This is a genomic window from Pseudomonas plecoglossicida NBRC 103162 = DSM 15088 (genome assembly GCF_000730665.1).
In the GTDB taxonomy this organism is placed as follows: Bacteria; Pseudomonadota; Gammaproteobacteria; order Pseudomonadales; family Pseudomonadaceae; genus Aquipseudomonas; species Aquipseudomonas plecoglossicida.
Genome location: NZ_BBIV01000014.1, coordinates 45488 through 61258 on the forward strand (window position 1 = coordinate 45488; position 15771 = coordinate 61258).

At 63.9% G+C, this 15771-nt stretch carries 15 protein-coding genes; 12 read left to right on the forward strand and 3 right to left on the reverse strand.

The features are described from left to right. Nucleotides 1-215 precede the first annotated feature (215 nt). The 8 genes from PPL01S_RS10585 (at nucleotide 216) to PPL01S_RS10620 (ending at nucleotide 7008) form a co-directional block, all read left to right on the forward strand. Complete coding sequence (locus PPL01S_RS10585; protein ID WP_003256068.1) at nucleotides 216-812, forward strand: amino acid synthesis family protein; 597 nt, start codon at nucleotides 216-218, stop codon at nucleotides 810-812. Nucleotides 813-878: 66 nt separating this feature from the next. After that, entirely contained in the window at nucleotides 879-1712 is an 834-nt protein-coding gene (locus tag PPL01S_RS10590) for an alpha/beta fold hydrolase (protein ID WP_016393645.1), read from the forward strand. After that, nucleotides 1709-3190, forward strand: coding sequence for an aldehyde dehydrogenase (locus tag PPL01S_RS10595; RefSeq protein WP_016393644.1), 1482 nt, complete (start codon nucleotides 1709-1711; stop codon nucleotides 3188-3190). The genes PPL01S_RS10590 and PPL01S_RS10595 overlap by 4 nt, the downstream gene beginning before the upstream one ends. Before the next feature lie 13 nt (nucleotides 3191-3203). After that, complete coding sequence (locus PPL01S_RS10600; RefSeq protein ID WP_028624955.1) at nucleotides 3204-3695, forward strand: flavin reductase family protein; 492 nt, start codon at nucleotides 3204-3206, stop codon at nucleotides 3693-3695. Nucleotides 3696-3867: 172 nt separating this feature from the next. Further along, nucleotides 3868-4257 carry a carboxymuconolactone decarboxylase family protein gene (locus tag PPL01S_RS10605; protein WP_028624956.1) on the forward strand — a complete coding sequence of 130 codons (390 nt, stop codon included), beginning with the start codon at nucleotides 3868-3870 and terminating at the stop codon, nucleotides 4255-4257. Nucleotides 4258-4345: 88 nt separating this feature from the next. Next, complete coding sequence (locus tag PPL01S_RS10610) at nucleotides 4346-5098, forward strand: GntR family transcriptional regulator (RefSeq protein WP_016393641.1); 753 nt, start codon at nucleotides 4346-4348, stop codon at nucleotides 5096-5098. Nucleotides 5099-5100: 2 nt separating this feature from the next. Continuing rightward, the gene (locus tag PPL01S_RS10615; protein ID WP_028624957.1) at nucleotides 5101-5664 is read left to right on the forward strand and encodes an NUDIX hydrolase; all 564 of its coding nucleotides are present in this window, start codon (nucleotides 5101-5103) and stop codon (nucleotides 5662-5664) included. Between the two features lie 126 nt (nucleotides 5665-5790). Next, nucleotides 5791-7008 (forward strand): M12 family metallo-peptidase, encoded by a 1218-nt coding sequence (locus PPL01S_RS10620; RefSeq protein WP_028624958.1) that lies wholly within the window; start codon nucleotides 5791-5793, stop codon nucleotides 7006-7008. Nucleotides 7009-7018: 10 nt separating this feature from the next. Here the strand turns inward: PPL01S_RS10620 and PPL01S_RS10625 are convergent, their stop codons facing one another. Together PPL01S_RS10625 and PPL01S_RS10630 are read right to left on the reverse strand one after the other, a co-directional pair. After that, on the reverse strand, nucleotides 7019-9181 hold the full coding sequence (locus tag PPL01S_RS10625; RefSeq protein ID WP_042155866.1) for a response regulator: 2163 nt from the start codon (nucleotides 9179-9181) through the stop codon (nucleotides 7019-7021). A gap of 121 nt (nucleotides 9182-9302) precedes the next feature. Then, on the reverse strand, nucleotides 9303-9917 hold the full coding sequence (locus PPL01S_RS10630; RefSeq protein WP_016393637.1) for a LysE family translocator: 615 nt from the start codon (nucleotides 9915-9917) through the stop codon (nucleotides 9303-9305). 111 nt (nucleotides 9918-10028) lie between these two features. On the opposite strand from PPL01S_RS10630, the gene PPL01S_RS10635 reads away from it, so the two are divergent. Together PPL01S_RS10635 and PPL01S_RS10640 are read left to right on the forward strand one after the other, a co-directional pair. Then, nucleotides 10029-10481 carry an Lrp/AsnC family transcriptional regulator gene (locus PPL01S_RS10635; RefSeq protein ID WP_028624960.1) on the forward strand — a complete coding sequence of 151 codons (453 nt, stop codon included), beginning with the start codon at nucleotides 10029-10031 and terminating at the stop codon, nucleotides 10479-10481. A gap of 313 nt (nucleotides 10482-10794) precedes the next feature. Continuing rightward, entirely contained in the window at nucleotides 10795-12204 is a 1410-nt protein-coding gene (locus tag PPL01S_RS10640) for a purine-cytosine permease family protein (protein ID WP_028624961.1), read from the forward strand. 67 nt (nucleotides 12205-12271) lie between these two features. Here the strand turns inward: PPL01S_RS10640 and PPL01S_RS10645 are convergent, their stop codons facing one another. After that, a complete protein-coding gene (locus tag PPL01S_RS10645) occupies nucleotides 12272-13159 on the reverse strand; it encodes a LysR family transcriptional regulator (protein ID WP_028624962.1) in 888 nt (295 codons plus the stop codon). Nucleotides 13160-13269: 110 nt separating this feature from the next. On the opposite strand from PPL01S_RS10645, the gene PPL01S_RS10650 reads away from it, so the two are divergent. Next, the gene (locus tag PPL01S_RS10650) at nucleotides 13270-14331 is read left to right on the forward strand and encodes a YeiH family protein (RefSeq protein ID WP_028624963.1); all 1062 of its coding nucleotides are present in this window, start codon (nucleotides 13270-13272) and stop codon (nucleotides 14329-14331) included. A gap of 50 nt (nucleotides 14332-14381) precedes the next feature. Then, nucleotides 14382-15755 carry a nucleotide 5'-monophosphate nucleosidase PpnN gene (gene ppnN / locus PPL01S_RS10655; protein WP_028624964.1) on the forward strand — a complete coding sequence of 458 codons (1374 nt, stop codon included), beginning with the start codon at nucleotides 14382-14384 and terminating at the stop codon, nucleotides 15753-15755. The last annotated feature ends 16 nt before the right edge of the window (nucleotides 15756-15771 follow it).

Consider the following 15771-nt stretch of genomic DNA (forward strand, 5'->3'; position numbering starts at 1 on the left):
CTCCCGGAGGTCCTCGCGGCCTTCGCGAGCGGGCGTTTTTTTGGGCTCGTCGTGATGGTTGTGGCGCTCGATCTTCGCAACACCACACCTCTCTAGGCATGCACCCCCACCTTTCGTCCCCCTCCCAAGAGAAATTTCATCCCTCCTCTTGCACAACAAATATTATGGTATACCATCAGACAACAAGAGCTGATAACCCTCACCAGGAGCCCCCCATGAGTTTCGAAATCCGCAAGATCGTCACCTACTCCGAAGAGACCCGCATCGAAGGCGGCAAGGCCACCGACAAGCCGGTGACCATGGTCGGCCTGGCCGTCGTGATCAAGAACCCATGGGCCGGTCGCGGTTTCGTCGAAGACCTCAAGCCGGAAATCCGCGCCAACTGCTCCGAGCTGGGTGCACTGATGGTCGAGCGCCTGACCGCCGCCATCGGCGGTGCCGACAAGATCGAAGCCTATGGCAAGGCCGCCGTGGTCGGCGCGGACGGTGAAATCGAGCACGCCTCGGCCGTGATCCACACCCTGCGCTTCGGCAACCACTACCGCGAAGCCGTGCAGGCCAAGAGCTACCTGAGCTTCACCAACAAGCGCGGCGGCCCGGGCACCTCGATCCAGATTCCGATGATGCAGAAGGACGACGAAGGCCTGCGCTCGCACTACATCACCCTGGAAATGCAGATCGAAGACGCCCCGCGTGCCGACGAGATCGTCGTGGTCCTGGGTGCTGCCGACGGCGGCCGCCTGCACCCGCGCATCGGCAACCGCTACATCGACCTGGAAGAACTGGCGGCCGAAAAAGCCAACGCTCAATAACAACAAACCAGACGGGCCGGGGCGTTGCGTGCAAGCGCCACGCCCGACCTTCAAGGAGCGCCCTCCATGATTCAGCCTGTCGCTGAACGTACACCGGCCGGCACCAGTTACCTGGTCCAGGGCCAGGGCCAACCCGTGGTGCTGATCCACGGCGTAGGCCTGAACAAAGAAATGTGGGGCGGGCAGTTCGTCGGCCTGGCCAACGACTACCGCGTCATCGCCTACGACATGCTCGGCCACGGCCAGAGCGCCCTGCCCCCCGCCGACAGCGGCCTGGACCGCTACGCCGCCCAGCTCGCCGAGCTGCTCGACCATCTGCAGATTGCCCAGGCCACGGTCATCGGCTTCTCCATGGGTGGCCTGGTGGCCCGCGCCTTCGCCCTGGAATACCCGCAGCGCCTGTCCGCGCTGGTGGTGCTCAACAGCGTGTACAACCGCTCGCCGGAGCAGAGCGCCGGTGTCATTGCCCGCGCCGCGCAAGCCGCAGAGCTTGGCCCCGACGCCAACGTCGATGCGGCGCTCGACCGCTGGTTCAGCCGTGAATACAAGGCTGCCAACCCGGCGCAGGTCGCCGCGATCCGCCAGGTCCTGGCGAGCAACGACCCGCAGGGCTACCACACCACCTACTCACTGTTCGCCACCCAGGACATGTACCGCGCAGGCGACTTGGCCAGCATCCAGGTGCCGACGCTGATCGCCACTGGCGAACTCGACGCAGGCTCTACCCCGGCCATGACCCGCCAGCTCGCCGCCAGCATTCCCGGCGCGCAAAGCGTGGTCCTCGCCGAACAACGACATATGATGCCGGTAGAAGCGCCGCGGGAAGTCAACAAGATGCTCCTGGACTTCCTCAGCCAAGCCCGCACCCTCACCGAATCCGCCAAGGGGATTGTTGCATGACCCTCGTTCGTTTCCAGATGTGCATCGACGGCCAATGGCTCGATGCCCAGAGCGGCAAGACCTTCGACAGCCTCAACCCGGCCACCGCGCAAGCCTGGGCGCAACTGCCCGACGCCGACGAAGCCGATGTCGAGCTGGCCGTGCAGGCTGCCCAGCGCGCCTTCGAAAGCCCGGCATGGCGCAGCATCACCGCCACCGCACGCGGCAAGCTGCTGCGTCGCCTGGGTGACCTGATCGCCGAGAACAAGGAACACCTGGCCCAGCTGGAAAGCCGCGACAACGGCAAGCTGATCCGCGAGACCCGCGGCCAGGTCGGCTACCTGCCGGAATTCTTCCACTACACCGCGGGCCTTGCCGACAAGCTCGAAGGCGGCACCCTGCCGCTGGACAAGCCGGATCTGTTCGCCTACACCGTGCACGAACCGATCGGCGTGGTGGCCGGGATCATTCCGTGGAACAGCCCGCTGTACCTGACGGCGATCAAGCTGGCGCCGGCCTTGGCTGCAGGCAATACCATCGTGCTCAAGCCGTCCGAGCATGCCTCGGCGACCATCCTCGAGCTGGCCCGCCTGGCCCATGAGGCCGGCTTCCCGGCAGGCGTGGTCAACGTCGTCACCGGCTACGGTCCAAGCACCGGCGCTGCGCTGACCCGCCACCCGCTGGTGCGCAAGATCGCCTTCACCGGCGGCGCCGCCACCGCCCGCCACGTGGTGCGCAGCAGCGCCGAGAACTTCGCCAAGCTGTCGCTGGAACTGGGCGGCAAGTCGCCGAACATCATCTTCGCCGACGCCGACCTGGACAGCGCCATCAACGGCGCCGTCGCCGGCATCTATGCCGCCTCGGGCCAGAGCTGCGTGGCCGGCTCGCGCCTGCTGGTGCAGGACGAGATCTTCGATGAGTTCGTTGCCCGCCTGATCGAGCGCGCCAAGCGCATCCGCATCGGCAACCCGCAGGACGACGCCAGCGAAATGGGCCCGATGGCCACCGCCCAGCAACTGGCCGTGGTCGAAGGCCTGGTGGCTGCTGCCAAGGCCGAAGGCGCCAAGCTGCACCTGGGTGGCAAGCGCGCCGAGGTCGAGGGTGACGGCTGGTTCTACGAGCCGACCCTGTTCGAATGCGACAGCAACTCGATGACCATCATGCAGGAAGAAGTGTTCGGCCCGGTCGCAGCGGTGATCCGCTTCAAGACCGAGGAACAAGCCCTGGCGATGGCCAACGACTCGCAGTTCGGCCTCGCGGCCGGTATCTGGACCCGCGACCTGGGCCGTGCCCACCGCCTGGCCCGCGACGTGCGTTCGGGGATCATCTGGGTCAACACCTACCGCGCGGTGTCTGCCATGGCGCCGATCGGCGGGTTCAAGAACAGCGGCTACGGCCGTGAAAGCGGCATCGATTCGGTGCTGGCCTATACCGAGCTGAAGACCGTGTGGATCAACCTGTCCACCGCGCCGATGCCCGATCCGTTTGTGATGCGTTGAGAGGTAGCACGAGATGATCGAACCAGGCATCTACAAAGACGTGATGGGCTCGTTCCCGTCCGGTGTCACGGTGGTCACCACCCTGGATGCCGACGGCGGCATCGTCGGCATCACCGCCAGCGCGTTCAGCGCGCTGTCGATCGAGCCGGCGCTGGTGCTGTTCTGCCCCAACTACGCCTCCGACACCTACCCGATCCTGCGCGACAGCAAGCAGTTCGCCATCCACCTGCTGTCCGCCGACCAGACCGCCGAGGCCTATGCCTTCGCGGGCAAGGGCAAGGGCAAGGACAAGGCCAAGGGCATCGACTGGCACCTGAGCGAGCTGGGCAACCCGTTGCTGGCCAAGGCCACGGCGATCATCGAGTGCGAACTGTGGCGCGAGTACGACGGCGGTGATCACGCGATCATCGTCGGCGCGGTGACCAACCTGGTGCTGCCGGCCGATCCGGTGACGCCGATGGTCTATCACAAGGGCAAGCTGGGCGCCCTGCCGCCGCTGGGTTGAGCCCTTGGGGGCTGCCTTGCAGCCCAATCGCCGGCAAGCCGGCTCCTACAGGTCTTGTGGGAGCTGGCTTGCCAGCGATTGGGCCGCGAAGCGGCCCCGTCCCCCCCTTTTTAGGGGCCGCGCTACCCTCTCACCCTCGGTTGCGGCCCCTGTTTTCATTCGGAGCGAAGCAATGAGCAACGAAAAGTACGACAAAGGCCTCGCGATCCGCACCCAAGTGCTGGGCGAGGACTACGTCAACCGTTCCATCCAGAACGCCGACGACTTCACCAAGCCCCTGCAGGAACTGGTCACCGAGTACTGCTGGGGCCATGTCTGGGGTCGCGAAGGCTTGTCGCTCAAAGAGCGCAGCATGATAAACTTGGCCATGATTTCCGCGCTCAACCGGCCCCACGAGCTCAAGCTGCATATCCGCGGTGCATTGCGTAATGGCCTGAGTCGTGAACAGATTCGCGAGATCCTGCTCCAGGTCGGCATTTATTGCGGCGTGCCCGCGGCGGTGGACAGTTTCCGCCTGGCCCGTGAAGCGTTCGCCGAAACCGATGCGGAGTCAACCCGTTAACAACGGGCTGTTCGAACCACTGCAAGGAATGCCTCGGTTCGGGGTGTTCCGTGATGTTGGCGCAACAGCCTCATAAAGAGCGCACCTGATGAAACGCCAGCCACTCGACGACAGCTTCAAGGTCAACCGCAACCCCGTAACCCTGCGCGAAATCGTGCTCGACAAGCTGCGTGGAGCGATCATGAATTTCCACCTGCTCCCGGGCGACCGCCTGGTCGAGCGCGACCTCTGCGACCGCCTCGGGGTCAGCCGCACTTCGGTGCGCGAAGCCCTGCGCCACCTGGAATCCGAAGGGCTGGTGGAGTTCGCCGACGCCAAGGGCCCGCGCGTGGCCATCATCACCCTGGAAGATGCCCGCGACATCTACGAGCTGCGCTGCGTGCTCGAAGGCCTGATCGTGCAGCTGTTCACCCTCAACGCCAAGGCCAAGGACATCCGCGCCCTGGAACGGGCACTGGAGGTCAACCGCGAGGCGCTCGAGGAAGGCGAGCTGCAACAGGTGCTGGACTCGGTGCAAGGCTTCTACGACGTGCTCCTGGAAGGCTCCGGCAACCAGGTCGCGGCGCAGCAGCTGCGCCAGCTGCAGGCCCGTATCAGCTACCTGCGCGCCACCTCGGTGTCGCAAGAGAACCGCCGCGGCGCCAGCAACCGTGAAATGGAGAAGATCGTCGAGGCGATCAAGGGCGGCGACCCGCTGGCCGCCCACCAGGCCTCGGTCGATCACGTCCGTGCCGCCGCCAAGGTGGCCCTGGACTACCTGCGCCAGAAGCAGGACGACAACACCAAGGTGCGCGACATCGTCGAGCCCCTGGTTCTCAAAGAACCTCGCATAGGCCGCTGACCATGCCCACCGCCCCGCGCTACTGTCCGCACTGCACCACGGAACTGGCCCGGGGCGTTCCCACCGGCGACACCCACGAGCGCCTGCACTGCACCGGCTGCGGCTACATCCACTACGTCAACCCGAAGATCATCGCCGGCTGCATCATCGAGCGCGATGGCAAGTACCTGTTGTGTCAGCGCGCGATCCCGCCGCGCCCAGGCACCTGGACCTTGCCCGCCGGGTTCATGGAGGCTGGCGAAACCACCGAGCAGGCGGCTTTGCGCGAGGTGTGGGAAGAAAGCGGCGTGCGCGGCGAAATCGTCTCGCCGTACTCGATCTTCAGCGTGCCTACAATCTCCGAGGTCTACATCATCTTCCGCGCCATCGCCATCGAAGAAACCGGGCAGTACGGGCCGGAGACACTGGCCTACAAGTTCTTCGAACCGCACGAGATCCCCTGGGACGAAATCTATTACCCGGCGATCCGGCAGATCCTCGAACGCTACATCCTCGAGCGCCAGGCTGGGGTGTACGGGATCTACATGGGCAACGACGATACCGGCAAGGTGCATTTCATTCGCTGAGCCATCACCGGCTCTGCCAACCTGATATTTTTGCCAGGTTCGCGGCCCGGGTTCGACTGATACCGTTCCCTCATCTTGGGCAGATGACCGGCTTTTGGCAGGTCGTGCCTTCACGTGGTGAGGGAGATGGAAGAAATGCGCAAGCTGACAATTGGGGCTGGGCTGTTGGCCATTGCAGCGCTGTTCTGGATGGCCCGTACGACCAGTACCGATTTCCTTTCGACAGGCCAGGGCAAAGCAGGCCCGCAAGCGGCCTGGATCTCCAAACAGTGGTCAGCCAAGGTCGCCGTCGACGCATTGACGCAAAGTACCGAAAAGCTCGAACTGAACCTGGCTGATCAATACAGCCTGACTGCGCACAGATCGCAAGCTTTCAGCCGGGATGACGGCACGCTGGTATGGTACGGCTCACTGAGCGAAGCGGGCCAGGCGGCCCCCACCGCAGGTATGCTGGCAGCTGCAATGAACGGCATAGTGCTCGTCCTCTCGAACGGCCAAGTCTCCGGCTCACTGCGCTGGAATGGCCAGGTGTTCCGTCTGCTCCCCGCCAGCGACGGCTATGTGCTGGAGCAAGTGGATGGTGCGAAACTGCCACCGGATCACGCGTCTGACGACGCGCCGATGGCCTCGGCAAGCCAGGCCACACGCAAGCCTCAGCCCCACGAGCCTGGCCATGCGACTGTCCGTGTACTGATCGTCGGGACCAAGAACGCGGGTGAAGCTCATGAGGATTTGCAGGCGTTGGCGCATCTGGCCATCGAAGAGTCGAACCAGACTTACCTCAACAGCGGCATCGACATGTCCCTGGAACTCGCCGCCTTCAGGCAACTGGACTACGAGCAGCACAGCAGCAGCCCCGACATCGACCTGAGAAGGCTTGTGGCACCTGCCGATGGATTCATGGACGATGTGCACCAGATGCGAGACGAACTCAAGGCAGATGTCGTGGTGCTACTCGTCGATACCATCATGGAAGCCTGTGGTCGTGCTTCGGCAAGGCCGGCCACTGCAGACACTGCCTTCGCCTACGTCAACCTGAAATGCGTCGGGGTCTGGCGCTTTACCACCGCCCACGAGATCGCCCATTTGCAAGGGGCGTCCCATGAGTACTTCGATGACGACGACGGCCCATTTGTCCATGGACACGGCTTCATTCATGAACCAGAGAACGAACCCGGATGGCGTACGGTGATGGCTACCGTGGAAGCGGCCAACAGTGTCCGAGTACCCTTCTGGTCGGATCCGGAACGTCTCATGGATGGCGTTCCGATGGGGGATGCGCGAACGGCCAACAACCGTCGGCTGCTCGAAGAAACCAAATGGACTGTGGCAGGCTTCCGTTAATTTCGATCCGCTAGTGCCTGTTCAGCAGCCTTGCCACACTCTGCGCCAGTTCGGCACGTCGATACGGCTTGCGCAACACCTCGAAGCCCTTGAGTTCCCTGGGTGTCAGGTTGGCGTAGCCGGTGATGATCAACACCGGCAGATCGGCCTGACGCTCGCGCAGTTGCTGGGCAAAACGCACGCCAGTCATATCAGCCATGACATGGTCGGTCACAAGCACATCCGGCAGCCAACCTTGCTCCACCAACTGCAAGGCTGCCGCCGCACTGGCGGCTTCGGTCACGTCATAACCCAGGTCGCGCAATTGCAAGGCCGTGGCATGGCGCACGATTTCCTCGTCATCCACCAGCAACACCCGGCTCGCACGTTCGGCCAGTGGCACATCGACCATTTCGCTGTCACGCTCAATCGCCGCGATGCCGCTGATTGGCAGCCACAACGTGGCTTCGGTCCCCTCCCCCTGCTGCGATCGAATCGTGAAGCCGCCACCTGATTGCACCGCCAGTCCTTGTACCATCGGTAGCCCAAGGCCAGTGCCCTTGCCCACGCCTTTGGTGGAATAGAACGGCTCGATGCAACGCCGCAACTGCTCCTCGCTCATGCCGCAACCACTGTCGCGCACCTGCAGCCAGACCAGCGCACCGGTGACCAGCCCTGTGGGCTTCGGCGGCCCATCGACCATGAGACCGGCGGCGATGCTGAGCGCGCCGCCGTCGACCATGGCATCGCGGGCATTGACCACCAGGTTGAGCAGGGCCAGCTCCAGTTGATGCGGATCGACCACCACTGCGGGCAGCGTCGGATCGATCTGCACCCGCACGGCGATGGTCGGCCCCAGCGAGCGGGCCATGAGTTCGTGCATCTCCTCCACCAGCACGGCCAGCGACACAGCTTGCGGCTTGAGGGTCTGGCGACGGGCGAAACTGAGCAGGCGCCCGACCAGGTTGCGCGCCCGCTCGGCAGCCTGCAGGCCACCATCGATCAGGCGCGGAGCACGTTCGGAGTGTGGGTGCCGGCGCATCAGTTCGAAAGAGGCGATGATCGGCGTGAGCATGTTGTTCAAGTCATGGGCGATGCCACCGGTCAGTTGCCCGATCATTTCCAGCTTGTGCGCTTCGTGCAGTTGCAGCATCGCCGCCTCGCGCTCTGCCAACACCGCCGCGACGCGCTCTTCGAGGCTTTCGTTGAGCAGGTGCAGGGCGCGCTCGGCACGGGCATGGATTATCGCTGCCCAAGCTTGCTTGGCAGCGTCTTCCACCAGCTGGCATTCGTCTTCGAAGCAGTGACGCGGATTGCGAAAGTGCACGCCGAGCATCGCCTCCAGGCGACCGCCGCGCAGGACCGGCACATGCAGGCTGGCGCACAGACCGCCCACAGGCGTCGCTGCGCTTTCATAGGCCTGCTGCACCACCTGGCCTGCTGCCAGCTGCTCGCGCAACGACGCGCCGTACGTTGCATAGCTGTGCTGACCGACCATCGATGGCATGCCATCAGCCCAGTCCTGGGCAACCTTGAAACGTTCGCCGTCGCCTTGGTCTTCGCCGAAGCACACCTGCTGTGCCCCCAGTTGCTCGGCGAGGCGACTCACGACATAGGCCTCGATGCGTTCCGCCTCGCCCAGCCCAGGCAAGGTCCGGTTCAATTCGAGCAAAAATGCCTGGCGCTGTTGGAAACGTACCCGTTCGGTGGTCTCGGTGACCAGGCACAGCACCCCGCCGACACTGCCGTCGGCCTCTCGCACGGCGGAATAGGAGACGTCGAAGTAGACGGTTTCGCCCAGCCCGCGACGCTCCATGTAGAAGGGGCGATCCTTGGCCGAGAAGGTCTGACCGGTTTCACGCACGCTGCGCAACAGAGGTTCGAGATCGTCCCACAGTTCACGCCAGTTTTCCTCGCCCGGCCGCCCCAGCGCCTGGGGGTGCTTGGTGCCGATGGTCGGTGCATAGGCGTCGTTGTAGAGCGCGGTGTAGGCAGCCCCCCAGAACAGCACGAATTGCGCTTGGGCCGGCAGCAACGTGGCCATCACGGCCTGCAAGTGGGGCGACCAGCCCTGAAGCGGGCCGAGTGGCGAATCGCTCCAGTCCATCGACTGCAGCAGGTTGCCGATGGCACCACCATTGAGCAGGAAGTGCGGTGGCGTGGTAAGGGGATCGTGTTGCTGAAGCACTTTCATGTCTGGGAAGTCCCGGGCACATTGCCATCCATCTGAGGATGAGAGGTGTGCGCGGGCCGGTTCGTTCCCAAGGATTTTACCGGCCGATCAACGGTCCGTACCGGTCCTATCGCCGGCAGCCTCAACCCAGCTGCCCGACGATCAACCCCATGGCCACCAGAATCATCGCAAGCCCCGACACCCTGCCCACCATCTTGGCCGCCCCCGGCCGGGTGCTCAGCACCGCCTTGGCGCCATACCCCACCAGCGAGTAGATCACCAGCGAACTGAACAGGTGCACCAACCCCAGCAGCAGGATCTGCATCGGCACCGGCCAACTCGACTGCGGATCGGTGAACTGCGGCAGCAGAGCCAGGATCAGCAGGAACACCTTGGGGTTGAGCCCGCTCACGCAAAAGCCCTTGAACGCCCAGCGCGAGCCGGATTCTTCAGCGTCACCCTGCCCCACCTCGGGCACCGCGGGCTTGAGCAGCAGGTTGCTTCCCAGCCACAGCAGGTAGACGGAGCCAGCCAGCGTAAGCAGCGTCAATGCCAACGGGTGCCCGGCCAACAGGCTGCCCACCCCCGCCGCCACCACCAGGGTCGCCAGAAAATGCCCGGAGAGCATGCCGGCCACCGCCGGCATCACCCAGCGCCCACGCATGCCGGCGGAGATGGCATAGGCCCAGTCGGCACCGGGGGTAATCACGAACAGCAACGACACGGCCCAGAACGCCGTCAGCACACTGATTGCCACTTGCAGTCTTCCTTCACATGATTTGCGGATGAAGAAAGCCTAAAGATTTCGCTGGAGGATTTTCTTTCGTATATTCCCTCGCTACCGCTTCTTACTGGAAGATTCTTCCCAATGGACCGCACTGATCGCAAGATTCTTGCCGAACTACAAAAGGACGGCCGCCTCTCGGTAACTGAACTGGCCGACCGCGTGGGCGTGAGCCTGTCGCCCTGTCATCGACGGCTCAAGGCCCTCGAAGAAAGCGGTGCCATCCTCGGCTACCACGCTCGCCTGGCACCGAGCGCGCTGGGGCTGAATTTTGCCGCGCTGGTGTTCGTCACCCTGCGCGAAGTGACGCGTCAGCCGGTGGCGGATTTCGAGGCGGCGGTGGGCGAGATCCCGCAGATCGTCGAAGCGCAGCGGCTGTTTGGCGACCCGGACTACCTGCTGCATGTGGTGGCCAAGGACCTGCCGGCGTTTCAGAAGCTGTATGACGAGCAGTTGACCAGCATTCCCAATGTGAAGCGCTTGAGCTCGACGCTGGTGATGAAAGAGGTCATTCAGGACCGGATGCTGCCGATGTAGACAGGTTGCCTCTACTGGCCCCCCATTCACCTGCACTGCAAACGAGCATCTTGCACCAACCCGACACACCCGCTTGAGTTAACCCCCTCCCCAACCCGCCAAACCCGGCCCTTCCAGCCCGGTGGCCCGCTTGTTGCTACCACTCATCCCTTAACCTTTTGTCAGCCTTAGCTTTTTTAACGTTTATGGGCACATATTTACTAATTTCTCCTTCCCCCCGCACCCCGCATCATCGCTCCAACAAGAACGCGTCGCCCTTCGCCGGCACGTACCCGGGCAACACCCGATGCCCAACCTTGCCTTGGAGTCAGTCATGACCAGTGCAGCCAACTCGGCACCCCTGATAGAAAAACACACGATCGGCTACGTGCCCCCGCAAGACCGCCATGGAAAGGTAAGGGATCTGTTCACACTGTGGTTCGGCGGCAACATTGCACCGCTGCCCATCGTCACCGGCGCGCTGGGCGTGCAGCTGTTTCACCTGAGCCTGGTGTGGGGCATCGTCGCCATCCTGGTCGGCCACCTGGTCGGCGGTGTGCTGATGGCGCTGCACTCGGCCCAGGGCCCGCAGATGGGCATCCCACAGATGATCCAGAGCCGCGCCCAGTTCGGCTCGCTCGGTGCATTGCTGGTGGTGGTGATCGCCGGGGTGATGTACATCGGCTTCTTCGCCTCCAACATCGTGCTGGCCGGTAAATCGCTGCACGGCGTGGTCGATTCGGTACCGGTGCCGGTCGGCATCGTCGTCGGTGCGCTGGGCTCGGGGATCATCGGCATCATCGGCTACCGCTTCATCCACGTGCTCAACCGCATCGGCACCTGGGTGCTGGGCATCGGCATCGTGGTCGGCTTCGGCTACATCTTCACCCACGTGCAAAGCGACGACTTCCTGACCCGTGGCGGCTTCAACCTGGCCGGCTGGCTGGCCACCGTGTCGCTGGCGGCGCTGTGGCAGATCGCCTTCGCCCCCTATGTGTCGGACTACTCGCGCTACCTGCCGGCCGACGTGAAAGTCTCGTCGACCTTCTGGACCACCTACCTGGGCTCGGCCCTGGGTTCGAGCCTGTCGTTCATCTTTGGCGCGGTAGCGGTACTGGCCATTCCTGCCGGCATGGACACCATGGACGCGGTCAAGCTGGCCACCGGCACGCTCGGCCCGATCATGCTGGTGCTGTTCCTGCTCAGCGTGATCAGCCACAACGCCCTCAACCTGTATGGCGCGGTGCTGTCGATCATTACCCTGATCCAGACCTTCGCCTACCGCTGGATCCCCACCGCCAAGAGCCGTGCGGTGCTGTCGCTGATCGTGCTGGCGGCCTGCTGCGTGGTGGCGGTGTTCGCCTCGGCAGACTTCATCGGCCACTTCGTCGACATGGTGCTGGTGCTGCTGGTGGTGCTGGTGCCGTGGACGGCGATCAACCTGATCGACTTCTATGTGATCCACAAAGGCGACTACGACATCCAGTCGATCTTCAAGGTCGATGGCGGCATCTACGGGCGCTACAACCCGCAGGCACTGCTCGCCTACGCCGTGGGCATCGTGGTGCAGATCCCGTTCATGAACACGCCGCTGTACGTCGGGCCGATTTCCGAGCACATCAACGGTGCCGACCTGTCTTGGCTGGTGGGGCTGGTGATCACCTCGCCGCTGTACTGGTGGTTGGCCAGCCGTGACAGCGCCTATCGTCGTCGGCAGATGAGCGCCAAGCTGGCTGCTGCATAAGTCGCTTTGCCTGCAGGGCCCTATCGCCGGCAAGCCGGCTCCCACAGATAAACACCAGCCATCACCGTCAAACGAGGTAAGACGGCGCCAGGCACAACTCCATGAACCGTGCTGCCACCCGAGACGGTGTGGCAGCATGCGGCAGCAAGATCGAAAACCTGCGCACCAGCGGCTGCGGTGCAATTCGCACCTGCTGCAACGCGCCATCTTCGTGGCGGATCGACATCGCCGACACGAAGCCGATGCCCATCCCTGCCCGCACGGCCTCCTTCACCCCCTCTACCCCGGCAATCTCCAGCGCCACGCGCATCGCCACACCGCTGCGGGCAAAGGCTCGTTCGACGATCTGCCTGACCCCGGAGCCGCTTTCACGCAGCACCAACGGGTATTCGCCAAGCGCTTCCAGGGTGTGCTGCTGGGCATCGGCCAGTGGGTGGCCGTTGGGCACCACGGCCACGATCTCATCCTCTCGCCAAAGCGTCACCCCGGTCCCCAGGGGCAGCTCCTGCCCGGGCGGACCTTCGATCAGGGCGATATCGACACTGCCCAGCTCGGCGACGATCTCCGCCGTATTGCCGTGTGTGGTGGTCACCAGCACATCCGGGTAGCGCGCATGGAAGTCGGCGAGCAAATACGGCAGCAGGTAGCTGGCCGGCGTGGTGCTGGCGCCGATGCGCAAGGTGCCGCGCTCCAGCCCGCGCATGGCTTCGCGCAGCGCCTGGGCCTGGCGGAAGGTCTCGCGCAGGCGCTCGGCATGGGCCAGCAACTGCTCGCCGGCAGCCGTCAGCCGCACGCCACGGCCGGCACGCTGGTACAGCGGCTCGCCGAACGCTTCCTGAAGCAGCTTGAGCTGACCGGAGACAGCCGGCTGGGAAAGATGCAGGGCCTGGGCCGCATGGCTGATGTTGCCGTGTTCGGCAACGGTGGCAAACGTTATCAGCTGTTCTGGGGTCATGATTAAAAAATATCAGCTAAACGGATACTTGCCATTCTAAATTACGATTTTTTATAAGCTTATAACCGGATTAACGTAAGCCATGTCAAAAAATGTCCCGGAGGACTCACATGGCCACGGTTCCGTCCAATCCCGCTTTTGCGCCCACCCTCTCCACCCGGGGGCAGCTCAATGGCATCCTGTTCGTCGCGCTGTTCGCCATTGCCGTCACGCAACTGGCGTCAGTACCTGCCATCGCCAATCTGGGCATCAGCCCACTGATCGTCGGCATCGTCGCCGGCGCCCTGTACGGTAACGCCCTGCGCGATGGCGTGCCGGCCAGCTGGGCGGCGGGCATCAACTTTTCCGCACGCAAACTGCTGCGCATCGCCGTGGCCTTCTTCGGCCTGCGGGTGAGTCTGCAGGAAATCGCCGAGGTCGGCTGGTCGGGCCTGACGGTCTCGCTGCTGGTGGTGGTCAGTACCCTGCTGATCGGCCTGTGGGTTGGCATGAAACTGTTCAAGCTGGACCGCGACACCGCGCTGCTGACCGCCGCCGGCAGTGCCATCTGCGGCGCTGCCGCGGTGCTGGCCTTCGAATCGGCGCTGCGCAGCGCGCCGCACAAGAGCGCCATGGCCGTAGGCAGCGTGGTGCTGTTCGGCACCCTGTCGATGTTCATCTTCCCCGTGGCGATCAATGCCGGCTGGATACCGCTGGATACCGTCAGCGCCGGCCTGTTCCTCGGCGGCACCGTTCACGAAGTCGCCCAGGTGGTGGGCGCGGCCAGCAACATCAGCCCCGAGGCCACGCACATCGCCACCATCGTCAAGATGACCCGGGTGATGCTGCTGGTGCCTGTGCTGCTGATCGTGGGCCTGTGGATCAACCGTTCTCGCCAGGCCCACCACGCACACGGCAAAGGCCGTATCGCCCTGCCCTGGTTCGCCTTCGGCTTCCTCGGCCTGGTGCTGGTGAATTCGCTGCAGATCCTGCCGGGCAACGTGACCGGCGTGATCAACAGCCTCGACACCTTCGCCCTGACCATGGCCATGACCGCCTTGGGCATGGAAACCCGCTACAGCCAGATCCGCCAGGCCGGGCCACGCGCGCTGGCCACCGGGGCGATCCTCAACCTCTGGCTGCTCGGTGGCGGGCTGGCGATTACGCTGGGTGTGCAAAAGCTCTTCGCATGACATAAGGTGGTGGCAGAGAAGGATGTTTTACCTGCACAGGAAAGACTTAGATGCCCCAACGCCATGTCATCAATGCATCCGTCAGCCCCAAAGGCAGCCTGGAGACGCTGTCGCAACGTGAAGTCCAGCAACTGAGCGAAGTCGGTACCGGTAGTCTCTACACCCTGTTCCGCCAGTGCGCCCTTGCCATCCTCAACACCGGCGCCCATGTCGACAATGCCAAGACCATCCTCGAAGCCTACAAGGACTTCGAGGTGCGCATTCACCAACAAGACCGGGGCGTTCGCCTGGAGCTGCTGAACGCTCCGGCCGACGCCTTCGTCGATGGCGAAATGATCGCCAGCACCCGTGAAATGCTGTTCAGCGCCCTGCGCGACATCGTCTATACCGAAAGCGAGCTGGCCAGCCAGCGCATTGACCTGGAAAGCTCCCAGGGCATCACCGACTACGTCTTCCACCTGCTGCGCAACGCCCGTACCCTGCGCCCGGGCGTGGAGCCGAAGATGGTGGTGTGCTGGGGCGGCCACTCGATCAGCAGCGAGGAATACCAGTACACCAAGAAGGTCGGCCACGAACTGGGCCTGCGCAAGCTGGACGTCTGCACCGGCTGCGGCCCGGGCGTCATGAAGGGCCCGATGAAAGGCGCGACCATCGCCCACGCCAAGCAGCGCATGCACGGCAGCCGCTACCTGGGCCTCACCGAGCCGGGCATCATCGCCGCCGAGGCGCCGAACCCGATCGTCAACGAACTGGTGATCCTGCCGGACATCGAGAAGCGCCTTGAAGCCTTCGTCCGTGTCGGCCATGGCATCATCATCTTCCCCGGTGGCGCCGGTACCGCCGAGGAATTCCTCTACCTGCTCGGCATCCTCATGCACCCGGACAACCAGGACCTGCCCTTCCCGGTCGTGCTCACCGGGCCGCGCAGTGCCGAGCCGTTCCTGATGCAGTTGCATGCCTTCGTCGGCGCCACCCTCGGCGAAGCTGCCCAGCGGCATTACCAGATCATCATCGATGACCCGGCCGAAGTGGCACGGCACATGGTCGAGGGGCTCAAGGACGTCAAGCAGTTCCGCCGCGAGCGCAACGACGCCTTCCACTTCAACTGGCTGCTGAAGATCGACGAAGGCTTCCAGCGCCCGTTCGACCCGACCCACGCCAACATGGCCGAACTGGGCCTGCGCCGCGAATTGCCGGCACACGAACTGGCGGCCAACCTGCGCCGGGCGTTTTCCGGGATCGTCGCGGGCAACGTCAAGGACAAGGGCATCCGCCTGATCGAAGAGCACGGGCCGTACCAGATTCGCGGTGACAGTGCGGTGCTGGAGCCGTTGGGGCGCCTGTTGCAGGCGTTTGTCGACCAGCATCGGATGAAGTTGCCGGGTGGTGCGGCCTATGTGCCTTGCTATCAGGTTGTGACCTGACATCCCTGGGGCTGCC